General features: G+C 66.0%; 17 protein-coding genes. 4 read left to right on the plus strand and 13 right to left on the minus strand.

Features of this window, described 5'->3' with window-relative positions; genetic code table 11:
• Nucleotides 1–76: 76 nt before the first annotated feature.
• Both HDC29_RS15725 and HDC29_RS15730 read left to right on the plus strand, forming a co-directional pair.
• A complete protein-coding gene (locus HDC29_RS15725; protein WP_373562820.1) occupies nt 77–1,180 on the plus strand; it encodes a choice-of-anchor A family protein in 1,104 nt (367 codons plus the stop codon).
• Between the two features lie 244 nt (nt 1,181–1,424).
• A complete protein-coding gene (locus HDC29_RS15730) occupies nt 1,425–1,721 on the plus strand; it encodes a hypothetical protein (protein ID WP_179499226.1) in 297 nt (98 codons plus the stop codon).
• 22 nt (nt 1,722–1,743) lie between these two features.
• Here the strand turns inward: HDC29_RS15730 and HDC29_RS15735 are convergent, their stop codons facing one another.
• From HDC29_RS15735 to HDC29_RS15765, 7 genes are all read right to left on the minus strand, one after another.
• On the minus strand, nt 1,744–2,277 hold the full coding sequence (locus tag HDC29_RS15735) for a GNAT family N-acetyltransferase (protein WP_179499227.1): 534 nt from the start codon (nt 2,275–2,277) through the stop codon (nt 1,744–1,746).
• Nucleotides 2,278–2,312: 35 nt separating this feature from the next.
• Nucleotides 2,313–2,516, minus strand: a complete 204-nt coding sequence (locus HDC29_RS15740; RefSeq protein ID WP_179499228.1) for a hypothetical protein — start codon at nt 2,514–2,516, stop codon at nt 2,313–2,315.
• Nucleotides 2,517–2,541: 25 nt separating this feature from the next.
• Nucleotides 2,542–2,688, minus strand: a complete 147-nt coding sequence (locus tag HDC29_RS15745) for a hypothetical protein (protein ID WP_179499229.1) — start codon at nt 2,686–2,688, stop codon at nt 2,542–2,544.
• Between the two features lie 90 nt (nt 2,689–2,778).
• Nucleotides 2,779–3,039, minus strand: a complete 261-nt coding sequence (gene infA, locus HDC29_RS15750; RefSeq protein WP_179499230.1) for a translation initiation factor IF-1 — start codon at nt 3,037–3,039, stop codon at nt 2,779–2,781.
• Between the two features lie 2 nt (nt 3,040–3,041).
• The gene (locus HDC29_RS15755) at nt 3,042–3,248 is read right to left on the minus strand and encodes a cold-shock protein (protein ID WP_179499231.1); all 207 of its coding nucleotides are present in this window, start codon (nt 3,246–3,248) and stop codon (nt 3,042–3,044) included.
• Nucleotides 3,249–3,532: 284 nt separating this feature from the next.
• Nucleotides 3,533–3,763 (minus strand): hypothetical protein, encoded by a 231-nt coding sequence (locus HDC29_RS15760; RefSeq protein ID WP_179499232.1) that lies wholly within the window; start codon nt 3,761–3,763, stop codon nt 3,533–3,535.
• Between the two features lie 42 nt (nt 3,764–3,805).
• Nucleotides 3,806–4,075 (minus strand): hypothetical protein, encoded by a 270-nt coding sequence (locus tag HDC29_RS15765; protein WP_179499233.1) that lies wholly within the window; start codon nt 4,073–4,075, stop codon nt 3,806–3,808.
• A gap of 150 nt (nt 4,076–4,225) precedes the next feature.
• Here HDC29_RS15765 and HDC29_RS15770 point away from each other — a divergent pair, with 150 nt between their 5' ends.
• Entirely contained in the window at nt 4,226–4,792 is a 567-nt protein-coding gene (locus HDC29_RS15770; protein ID WP_179499234.1) for a hypothetical protein, read from the plus strand.
• Nucleotides 4,793–4,828: 36 nt separating this feature from the next.
• On the opposite strand, the gene leuA is transcribed toward HDC29_RS15770, so the two are convergent.
• The 6 genes from leuA to HDC29_RS15800 form a co-directional block, all read right to left on the minus strand.
• Nucleotides 4,829–6,493 (minus strand): 2-isopropylmalate synthase, encoded by a 1,665-nt coding sequence (gene leuA / locus HDC29_RS15775; RefSeq protein WP_179499235.1) that lies wholly within the window; start codon nt 6,491–6,493, stop codon nt 4,829–4,831.
• A 306-nt stretch (nt 6,494–6,799) separates the two neighbouring features.
• Nucleotides 6,800–7,309 (minus strand): rhodanese-like domain-containing protein, encoded by a 510-nt coding sequence (locus HDC29_RS15780; protein WP_179499236.1) that lies wholly within the window; start codon nt 7,307–7,309, stop codon nt 6,800–6,802.
• 147 nt (nt 7,310–7,456) lie between these two features.
• Nucleotides 7,457–7,807 carry a hypothetical protein gene (locus HDC29_RS15785; protein WP_179499237.1) on the minus strand — a complete coding sequence of 117 codons (351 nt, stop codon included), beginning with the start codon at nt 7,805–7,807 and terminating at the stop codon, nt 7,457–7,459.
• A 90-nt stretch (nt 7,808–7,897) separates the two neighbouring features.
• Entirely contained in the window at nt 7,898–8,539 is a 642-nt protein-coding gene (locus tag HDC29_RS15790; RefSeq protein ID WP_179499238.1) for a YceI family protein, read from the minus strand.
• A 90-nt stretch (nt 8,540–8,629) separates the two neighbouring features.
• Nucleotides 8,630–9,040, minus strand: a complete 411-nt coding sequence (locus tag HDC29_RS15795) for a hypothetical protein (protein ID WP_179499239.1) — start codon at nt 9,038–9,040, stop codon at nt 8,630–8,632.
• Complete coding sequence (locus tag HDC29_RS15800) at nt 9,037–9,201, minus strand: hypothetical protein (protein ID WP_179499240.1); 165 nt, start codon at nt 9,199–9,201, stop codon at nt 9,037–9,039. The genes HDC29_RS15795 and HDC29_RS15800 overlap by 4 nt, the downstream gene beginning before the upstream one ends.
• Here HDC29_RS15800 and HDC29_RS15805 point away from each other — a divergent pair.
• Complete coding sequence (locus HDC29_RS15805; RefSeq protein WP_179499241.1) at nt 9,200–9,685, plus strand: YHS domain-containing (seleno)protein; 486 nt, start codon at nt 9,200–9,202, stop codon at nt 9,683–9,685. The two genes, HDC29_RS15800 and HDC29_RS15805, sit on opposite strands and share 2 nt — an antisense overlap.
• The last annotated feature ends 96 nt before the right edge of the window (nt 9,686–9,781 follow it).

Genomic DNA, 9,781 nt, shown 5'->3' on the forward strand with positions numbered 1-9,781 from the left:
GCACTTCGGTGTAGGTGCGACGACGAACACCCTAGGAGCGCCCGCGCTTTCCCATTTGCAACCGGACAACAAACCCGTGGCTTTCCCGACACGCATCCCGATTTCCGCCGCGCTTCTCGCGATCGCGTTGACCCCGCCACTCGCCGCGCAGACGGCGACGATAACGGGCATCGACGCGCTTCGCGAATGGAACCTCGTCGTGCTCGGCAACCTCGAATCCTCGTCCGAGGTCGAGGGGCGGACCTTCGTCGGCGGCAATCTGGCGGGCAATTCGTCCAATTACGGCATCCGCGCCTTGGCGTCGCCGAACGGCCAGCCGGGGCTGACCGTCGTCGGCAACGTCAACGGAAGCCACAAGAACCTCAACAACGGGTCGGGAGCGGTCGTCGGCGGCAATGTGACGAGCGGTTTCAACCTCAACGGACCGAACCAGACGGTGAAGGTCGGCGGGATGATCCGCAACACCAACGTCAACCAGAATATGGTCGTCGCGAACCTCGACGCGACGAACCCGGCGTTCGGGCTGGGGCTGCAGCAGCAGAAGGCCGACCTCAAGAGCAGCCTCGGCAGCCTGTCGTTCGACATGGGCACGCTGGCGGCGACCGGTCGGATGACGGTGCAGGGCAATCGGGGCGTTTTCAGCGCGCAGCCGAATGCGCAGGGGCTCGCGGTGTTCAACATCACCGCCGCCGACCTCGACAGGATCGGCGAGATTCAATTCGACCTGGGCGGCGCCGACACCGCGATCGTCAACGTCAGCGGCCGGACCGCCACGCTCAACGACAATTTCCTCGGCGGCACGAACAACCTTGGCGAGCGGGTGATCTGGAATTTTCCCGACGCCGAGGAACTGACGCTGACGACCGCGTGGGGCGGTTCGGTGCTCGCGCCGCTCGCCGACGCCGAGACGCGCAATTATATCCAGGGGTCGGGGGTGTTCGGCAACCTCAGGCAGAACGGCGAAATGCACATCGGCACCTTCAAGGGCGGCTATGTGACCCCGCCGCCGGGCGGCACATCGACCGGCGGCGACAGCTCGACGGGGGGATCGTCGGGCGGCGGTTCGTCCGGCGGCGACGCGGTTCCGGTTCCCGAGCCGGGGATGTTCGGCCTGTTCGGGCTGGGTGTCGCCGGGTTGATCCTTTGGCAACGTCGCCGCGCGCGTCGGGGCGAGCGATAACCGTCAAGTCGTTTGTCGATTTGAACCGGCCGCTCGTCGAAGGTGAGGGCGGGCCGAGGTGCGACTTATGACAATGAAATAACGTATCTTTTTATGGGCATCGCGGCGTTCCGGCGTGATGATCCGATCGCGCTTGCGCGCCGACAGGAGGTAACTCACCCGCCAAATCTCGCCCGGCGGCGGTCATGGCTCGACGGGCCGATGCGACCGCCCCCTTCGTTTCCCCCACCGAAGGCTCTCCCCCATGAAATTCCCCCATGCCACATCCATCGGGCAAGGCGACGGCGGCTGCGACTGCCTGCCGCGCCCCGACTCCGTTGCCGACGTCCGCCCCCTGACCGCTTTCGTCCTCAGATATCGCGACGCCTGGTTCGGGATGGAGAAGCGCGTCGCGTTCGAGGCCGAGGATGTCGCCGCGGCGCTGGCGATGATGGATCGCGAGCCGATCGGCGAATGGGCCGAATTGTCGAGTGGGGGCGAGGTGATTTGCCGGCGCGGGTTTGAGCCGGGGGGCGCCGCCGATTATTGGGTCGCCGACTGAGACCCCGGCGCACGACCGGGGCTCAACGCAGCGCCTTCCCCATGCGGATGAGCGGAACCGGGACACCGTCCGGACCCGGCGCCTCGACCCGTTCGATGGGCGTGTAGCCGCAGGCGCGGTAGAGCGGTTCGCCCGACAGCGTCGCCATCATTTCGGCGCGGCGGAATCCCGCGGCGCGCGCCGCATCCTCGCAGAGCGTCATGACCAGCCGGCCGACGCCGCGGCGGGCAAAATCGGGATGGGTATACATGGCGCGAATGCGCGCGGCGTCGACGGCGGGGGCGAGCGGAGCGGGATCGCGCAGGTCTTTGCTGTGGTCGCCGCCATAGAGCGTCGCGCGGTGCGACCAGCCGCCGCACCCCGCGATCCGGCCGCCGTTCTCGACGACGAAATAGGTGCCGTCGGCGATCAGCTGGGTGTCGAGGCCCATGACCGCCCGGCTCGCCGCGATCTGCGCGGCGGACAGAAAGCCTTTTTGCAGTTCGGCGATGGCGCGCGCCATCACGTCGCGCAGGGCGTCGAGGTCGGCGGCGGTGGCGATGCGGTGCGTGAACATCGCGTCGGCCTGTAGCGGACGGGGTCGGGAGCGGTCTAGGAGGTGGCGGCGCGGAGCTTGGCGACGGCCTCTTCGCGCTCGGCGCGCGCGGTTTCGGCGCGTTCGAGCTTGTCGGCCATCGCCTGCCACGCGGCGGCGGCACGCAAATTGCGGTCGCGGACCTGCCCCAACGCCGTCTCCGCGGCCTCGGTGCCGCACTTGGCGGCCTGTGCCAGATAGAATTCGCGGGTGGCGGACATCGAAGCGGGCCTTTCGAGCTGGGTCTTAGTCGACCATGTCGGCGATCAGGCGGCGGAGTTCGCGGCGCGACAGCGTCGGCGAACGGCGGCGCGGCGCCGAGGGAAGGGTGATCGCCTTGCCGGCGAGCGGAAGCCCCGCAAGACGCGGGAAAATCGAATGGGTATCAAACATAGTCATCATCTTTATTTTTAATTACAAGTCATTGTAGTTATTGTTGTCGTGGAAGCCGGCGCCTCTCGCGCCGGCCGTCGTTGCTAAGGGTCAGCGCCGTTGCTTGCGCTGGCCGGGGACGACCGGCCCGCCACCGCGTTCGCGATAGACGAGGCGGCCCTTGGTCAGGTCATAGGGCGTCATTTCGACGCGCACGGCATCGCCGACGACCGACCGGATGCGGAAACGCCGCATCCGGCCAGCCGTGTAGACGATGACCCGATGACCATTTTCGAGCATGACGCCGAAGCGCCCGTCGGGCAGGATCTCGTCGATCTGCCCCTCGAAGGTCATGAGTTCCTCTTTGGCCAAAATCAGGCCGACTGGAGGTTGATCGCCGAGACCTTGCCGTTCTTGCCGGTTTCGAGCTCGTACGAGACGCGCTGGTCCTTGTTCAGCGTGTCCATGCCCGCGGCCTGGACCGCGGTGATGTGGACGAAGCTGTCGCCCGAGCCGTCTTCATTTTCGATGAAGCCGTAGCCCTTGTCGCTGTTGAAGAATTTTACTGTGCCGATGGCCATGGGTGTTTCCTTTCACGAGAAACGGGAATCCACCGGCAAAAGCACCGGCGGAGCTGGTAGCATGTGAAGGGAAGAGTCTGCCCCAAGGGGCCGTCAAATTCCGTCGCAGGCGACGTTAGCGGGACCCATATGGAGGATTGATCGCGAAAAGTCAAGATCATGGGCAAATTGCCGTGAAATTGCGGCGAATTATCGAGCGCGTTCGGGCGCCCGATGCGGCGCGCAACACGATAAGGACGCAGTGATTTATTTCGGCCGGCCGCGGAAATAAACCGCGATTATTTTCAGGCGGGAGGCGAATTTTGCACGGACTTTCCCGCGTCGCTGCATCGGTGGATCGATCGTCGGGGCAAAGCTGCCGGGGCAGGCGCTATCCGCTCGCCGATTTCCGGACGGGCCCGGGCATCGGCCCGGGTATCGGCTCCGGCGTTGTTGGCGGGACCGGGCAGCGCGAGGAAGGCGCGGCGCGCGGCTTCGCCGGCGCGGCGCAGCGGGGCGAGGCCGGCTTCGCGCATGGCGACAAACGCCTCTTCCTCGTCGGGATCGAGGGTGCGTTCTTAGTTGTAATCGCCGAATTCGCCCACTTCGGTACCGATGAAATCGTCGGGCGGCGGGAAATAGGTGCGCCGCCGGCCCGTTTCGTGGTCGGTCCAGACGGTCATTTCGGCGGCGAGCTGTTCGGGGGTCTGTTCGACATAAGCGCCGGGAGCGGGATCGGCGGAAATCTGCGCAACTTCATTCGCGATCGGGATGTTTTTCCAGAGCGCGGCGAGCGGGTTGGCACGATTGCCCCGCGACGATGGGGTCAGCGGTGGTGGCTTCTCCATCCGTCGCTGTCCAAGGGGCAGGAAGCCACGTAATTCCGCCCGCAAGGCTCGGCTCGTCCCGCGCGGGGCACGGCCGGGCAGCCCATCGTTGGCCAGCGCCGCCGGGCGCCGTCATGGTCGGGGTTCCCATCCATCAACAGGAGACAAGCCATGAAAAAGCCGTTCGGCTTTATCGCATCGCTGTGCCTTGCGGGCGCGGCGGTTCACGGGGCGCCGGCGCTGGCGACGCAGGGCAATCCCGCGCCGACCGCCGCGCCTGCGGCGACGCTGACGCCGGGGACCAAGGTCCGTGACTCGGCGGGCGAGGTCGTCGGGACGATCATGCAGGTCGAAGGCGGCCGGGTCGCGGTCGCGGTCGGCAACAACGGGATCGTCGTGCCCGCGAACGCCTTTATGCAGACCGACAACGGGCCGGCGTTGAGCGTGACCAAGGCCCAGCTGGTGGCATCGGTCCAGCAGGCCGCACAGGAAAATGCGGCGGCGCTCGACAAGGAGCTGAAGGTCGGCGCCAATGTCAGCAGCGCCGGAGGCAACAGCGTGCTGGGTCAGGTCAAGGCGGTCAACGCCGACAGCGCGGTGCTTGCGACCGGGACGGGTGACGTGACGCTGCCGCGGTCCTTGTTGTTCGCCACCAAGACCGGGTTGGCCGCCAATTTGTCGGGCAAGCAGTTCGCGGCGGCCGTCGCCAAGGCGAAGGGTGCAGTGCCCGCCCGATGATGCCCGCCCGGTGACGCTCGGGCGGCGAGCGGGGCGTTACGCTCCGTTCGCCGCGCTGAGGATCGCCCGCACGCTGGCCGTCGCGACGTCGGTGTCCAGCCCGCAGCCGAACAGGCTTTTGCCGTCCGCGGTGCGGCATTCCACATAAGCCGCGGCCTGCACATTGCTGCCCTGGCCGATCGCGTGCTCGCTGTAATCGACGATGTCCATGATCGGGCCGCCGCTCTCGGCGAGCGCGGCAATGACGCTGCTCATCAGGCCGTTGCCGCGGCCGCTGACGCTGCGCGTCGCGCCGTCGATGGTGAGCTTGCCGGCGAAGATGCGGTCGGTGCCCGCATGGCTCTCGGACCAGTCGACGAGCTGGAAGCGCTTGCCCTCGGTGACCAGATAGGCGTGGTCGAAGGCGCCCCAGATATCCTCGGCCCCGAGTTCGCGGCTGGTTTCGTCGGCGAGTGCCTGCACGACATGGCTGAAGCTCGCCTGCATCTTCTTGGGGAGTTTCAGGCCCTTGTCCTGTTCGAGCACCCAGGCGACGCCGCCCTTGCCCGACTGGCTGTTGACGCGGATCACCGCTTCATAGCTGCGGCCGAGGTCGGCGGGGTCGATGGGCAGGTAGGGGACTTCCCAGCGCTCGTCATTCTGGCGTTCGCGCGCGGCGAAGCCCTTTTTGATCGCGTCCTGATGGCTGCCCGAGAAGGCGGTGTAGACGAGTTCGCCGCCATAGGGGTGGCGCGGGTGGACGGGCAGATTGTTGCAATATTCGACCGTCTGGATGACCTCGTCGATGTTCGAGAAGTCGAGTTCGGGATCGACGCCCTGCGTGTACATGTTGAGCGCGATGGTGACGAGGCAGGTGTTGCCGGTGCGCTCGCCATTGCCGAACAGGCAGCCCTCGACGCGGTCGGCGCCCGCGAGCAGGCCGAGCTCGGCCGCCGCGACGCCGGTGCCGCGGTCGTTGTGGGTGTGGAGGCTGATGATCGCGGCGTCGCGGTTGGGCAGATTCTTGCCGAAATATTCGATCTGGTCGGCGTAGATGTTCGCCGTCGCCGCCTCGACTGTAGCGGGCAGGTTGAGGATGATCGGATTGTCGGTGGTGGGTGCAAGGATCTGCATCACCGCTTCGCAAACCTCGATGCTGAAATCGATCTCGGTCGTCGAGAAGCATTCGGGGCTGTACTGGAAACGCCAGTTGGTATCGGGCAGACGCGCGGCATTGTCGCGCAGCTGCTTGGCGCCGTCGATCGCGATCTGTTTGATGTCGGTCTTGTCCATGCCGAAGACGATCTTGCGCCACGCGGGGGCGACGGCGTTGTAGACGTGGACGATCGCGGTTTTCGCGCCCGCGAGGCTGTCGAAGCTGGTGCGGATGAGGTCGGCGCGGCTTTGCGTCAGCACCTGCGGGGTGACGTCGTCGGGGATGCGGCCGTCGCGGACGAGGCCGGAGATGAAGTCGAATTCGGTCGCGCCGGCGCTGGGGAAGCCGACTTCGATCTCTTTGAGGCCGATGCGGACGAGCAGGTCGAAGAAGCGCGCCTTTTTCTCGGCATCCATCGGGTCGATCAGCGCCTGATTGCCGTCGCGCATGTCGGTGGAGAGCCAGATCGGGGCCTGGGTGATCGTGCGGCCGGGCCATTCGCGGGTTCCCAGGGGAATCTGCGGAAAGGCGCTATATTTGACCGAGGGGTCGCGGAGCATGGTCATGGTGTTGGCTTCTTCTTCGGGTGGTTGCGGTGCTTTGTCGATCGGACCCTTGAGCGGGTGGCCGCGACTAGCGCGCAGCCAGTGTCACGCCCAAGGGCGTGTAAGTCGCAGAAGAAGAAGGGCGTTACCGCGCATGGGCAGGCTATTGGTTCAAAATGTCGCGTTTGGCAAGGGGGGAGTGTGAAAATTGCGCGGGTTGCCTCCGTTCGTCATTGCGAGCGGCGCAGCCGCGCGGCAATCCAGAGCGGTACAAGGCCGCTCCTGGATTGCTTCGCTACGCTCGCAATGACGAAGTGGGTCGAGCGGTTATCCCGTCACCCACTCCACCTGCGGATCGGTGAAATCGACGACGTCGGCGAGTTCGCGGACGTTGGGATAGCCATAGCCGACGAGGTTGATGAAGGTCTGGATATTGAGCGCGAGCGCGGCGCGTTTCAGCGGCACGGGGCTTCGGTGGTTCGAGAAATTATTGTTGCAATAGATGAGGATGGCGCGGTCGGGATTCGCGCCGATCACTGCGGCGAGGCTCTCCGCGGTGAAATCGGTGAGGGGAAGGTTGACCGCGCCCTTGATGTGGCCGCGCGCGAAGGCGTCCTGCGAGCGCGCGTCGAGGAGGAGGGTGCCCGGCTTCGCGGCTTCGGCCTTGAAAGCGTCGAAGGCGATGAGGCGGGCGGCGCGTTCGGCGGCGACGGAGGCGGTGAGCGCCTGGAAGGCGGGATAGTCGATCTGGGGATTGGCCTGCGCCAGCGCGGGGGCGGCGGCGCCGACGAAGATGGGGACGAAGATGGGGGCGAGGGCGAGAAGCAGCGGGCGCATGAGGATCCTCCCTTGATTGGAGGAGGCTAGGCCGGGCTTGCTGGCTGTGTGATGAACCGAAAATGTCGCCGGGCCGCAAGGGGCCTCGCGGCCCGGCGCAGTGCAGGGGCTTGAAATCTCAAACGATGAAGGAAAATCACGAAGGACTTAAGCGGCTTCGCTCTCGTCGTCCTCGTCCCACGGTTCGAAAAGCTCGTCCTCGATCAGATTGTCGACCGCGTGGACGCGCACGCCGATGCACCAGTCCTGCAGCGGGCCTTCCCATCCGGCCTCGACTTCGCTCAGCACTTCGGCGGCCTCTGCCGGGCGGTCGCCGACGAGGTCGAAATCCTGCACGCCGTCGTCGGGCGGAGTGATATAGGCATGCGGGTCGAGCCGGACATTGGTCCAGCCCGCGGTGGGCGCAAGGCCTTCGACCTCGACGACCAGCACCGGATTGTCCTCGTCGCCGTCGATTCCGGCGTTCACTTCGACGATTTCACGTACCAGTTCGCTCATCACACGGCTCCTTGTGCGAAAAGGGGCGGGGCCATCGCTGGTCCCGCCCCCTGATACGCGGCGCGTGTGACAGATTGGGGTGCGCGCGACTTACTGCTTTTCGAAGGCGGCGTGGATTTCGAGCTCGACCTCGTCGCTGACCATCGGAATGCCCATCGAGACGCCGAAATCGCTGCGCTTGATCGTCGTTTCGGCTTCGAAACCCACGGTTTCCTTCTTGTTCATGCCGACGCCCGCGCCGTGGAAATCGACGTCGAGCGTGACGGGCTTGGTCACGCCGTTGAGGGTCAGGTTGCCCATGACCTTGGCCTCGTCGCCCTCGGCATCGACGACGACGCTGGTCGACACGAATTTGGCGTCGGCGGGATTGGCGCCGAAGAAGTCGGGCTTGCCGCCGTCCTTGCCGGCGCGGAGCAGGTGGCTGGTCAGGCCGGCGCTGGCGGTGGTGACCTTGGCGACGGGGATCGTCACGTCGACCTTGGCGGCGGCGGGGTTGGCGGGATCGATGACGAGCGTGCCGGTCACATCGCCGAAGATGCCGGTATATTTGCTGAAGCCGAGGTGATCGACTTCCCAGACGACCATCGTGTGGCCGGGGTCGGCGGCATAGGTGCCCGCGGTGACGCGCGACTTGTCGGGCGCGCCGGGGGCGGAGCCGCCCTGCGCGACGACGATCGGGGTCGCGACGGCGGCGAGAAGGGCGATAGCGGCAAGGGGGGCAATGCGGCGCATGAACGATCTCCTGTTGGGGAGGCGAAAGCTAGGCGACGGCATGGGTTGGCGTCAACAAGCGGCGGAGAAACGCAGCGTTTCGGTTCGGCGTCAGCGCGCGCGACGGGCCTCGAACCAGTTGCGCAGCGCCGCGGCGGCGCAGCCGGTGAAGCCGTAGCTGCCGACCGGCGAGCAGCTGTTCGGGCGGCTGGCGCGCGCGACATTTTCATAGCCTTCGACCGCCGAGGTCCAGCTGCCGCCCCCGACGACCTCGTCCTCCTTCAATTCCTCGCGTAATGCCTTGGGCACGCGGTAGCGTTCGGTTTCAGGCTCCTGCGCGCAGACGACGATCTCGCCCTCCTGCGGTTCGGGGCAGGGTTCGTCGCCATAGGTGTAGAGCACCGAGGTCCGCTCGGGCGGCGAGCCCGACTGCGCGAGGCTGTCGTCGTCCTGCGCGAGCGCGGGCGCGGCGAGGGCGAGCGCCGCGAGGAGGGAAAGGAGGCCGGTCTTTTTCTTCGTCACAAATCGCGTTCCCAGACCCCGTATCCCCGCGATCCCGGATGGAAGGGCGCAGATGAACCTAAGCCGAACTGCCCGCTCGTAACGCTTTGCGCTTTTGGCGCGAACTGGGTGACGACGAAGGCCGGCGCGGGGCCGATGCCTTCCAGATGGAGATACATCATGAAAAACCAAGCCCTTTTCGCGCTGCTCGCCGCGGTGCTCGCGCCGCTGTCGGTCGCCGCCTTTACGCCGCAGGCCTATGCCAAGCCGGTTTACGTCGGTGTTGACGGTGGCAACATCGCGGTGAGCGGCTATGACGCGGTGAGCTATTTCGAGGGCGACGGCGTGCCGGTGAAGGGCGACGCCGCCTTTGCCGTCGAGCATGACGGCGCGGTCTATCATTTCGCGAGCGCCGGCCATGCGGCGAAATTCCAGGCCGATCCGGCGGCGTTCGTGCCGCAATATGGCGGGCATTGCGCGTGGGCGATGTCGCGCGGCTATCTCGCGCCCGGCGATCCGCTGGCCTATGCGATGGTCGACGGCAAGCTTTACCTGAATTTCAACCAGGAGGTGAAGGCTAAGTGGGACAAGGACCGCGCGGGCTATATCGCGTCGGCGGAGAAAAATTGGGTGGCGATGCCCGACGACGCCAAATTCGGCGGATGAGATGGCGGGGCCGGGGAGCCGGCCCCCCTGCCCGAGCCAATCCGCTTTGGTTCCATAAAAACCGGGTTTGCGCATAAAAAATTCCGATTGCGCCAC

The organism is Sphingopyxis sp. JAI108 (assembly GCF_013410105.1).
In the GTDB taxonomy this organism is placed as follows: Bacteria; Pseudomonadota; Alphaproteobacteria; order Sphingomonadales; family Sphingomonadaceae; genus Sphingopyxis; species Sphingopyxis chilensis.

Coding starts and splice junctions, on each gene's coding strand:
- HDC29_RS15730 (WP_179499226.1), top strand. CDS start 1,425: ATGAAATTCCCCCATGCCACATCCATCGGGCAAGGCGACGGCGGCTGC.
- HDC29_RS15735 (WP_179499227.1), bottom strand. CDS start 2,277: ATGTTCACGCACCGCATCGCCACCGCCGCCGACCTCGACGCCCTGCGC.
- HDC29_RS15740 (WP_179499228.1), bottom strand. CDS start 2,516: ATGTCCGCCACCCGCGAATTCTATCTGGCACAGGCCGCCAAGTGCGGC.
- HDC29_RS15745 (WP_179499229.1), bottom strand. CDS start 2,688: ATGTTTGATACCCATTCGATTTTCCCGCGTCTTGCGGGGCTTCCGCTC.
- HDC29_RS15755 (WP_179499231.1), bottom strand. CDS start 3,248: ATGGCCATCGGCACAGTAAAATTCTTCAACAGCGACAAGGGCTACGGC.
- HDC29_RS15760 (WP_179499232.1), bottom strand. CDS start 3,763: ATGCGCGAAGCCGGCCTCGCCCCGCTGCGCCGCGCCGGCGAAGCCGCG.
- HDC29_RS15765 (WP_179499233.1), bottom strand. CDS start 4,075: ATGGAGAAGCCACCACCGCTGACCCCATCGTCGCGGGGCAATCGTGCC.
- HDC29_RS15770 (WP_179499234.1), top strand. CDS start 4,226: ATGAAAAAGCCGTTCGGCTTTATCGCATCGCTGTGCCTTGCGGGCGCG.
- leuA (WP_179499235.1), bottom strand. CDS start 6,493: ATGACCATGCTCCGCGACCCCTCGGTCAAATATAGCGCCTTTCCGCAG.
- HDC29_RS15780 (WP_179499236.1), bottom strand. CDS start 7,309: ATGCGCCCGCTGCTTCTCGCCCTCGCCCCCATCTTCGTCCCCATCTTC.
- HDC29_RS15785 (WP_179499237.1), bottom strand. CDS start 7,807: ATGAGCGAACTGGTACGTGAAATCGTCGAAGTGAACGCCGGAATCGAC.
- HDC29_RS15790 (WP_179499238.1), bottom strand. CDS start 8,539: ATGCGCCGCATTGCCCCCCTTGCCGCTATCGCCCTTCTCGCCGCCGTC.
- HDC29_RS15805 (WP_179499241.1), top strand. CDS start 9,200: ATGAAAAACCAAGCCCTTTTCGCGCTGCTCGCCGCGGTGCTCGCGCCG.
- HDC29_RS15800 (WP_179499240.1), bottom strand. CDS start 9,201: ATGATGTATCTCCATCTGGAAGGCATCGGCCCCGCGCCGGCCTTCGTC.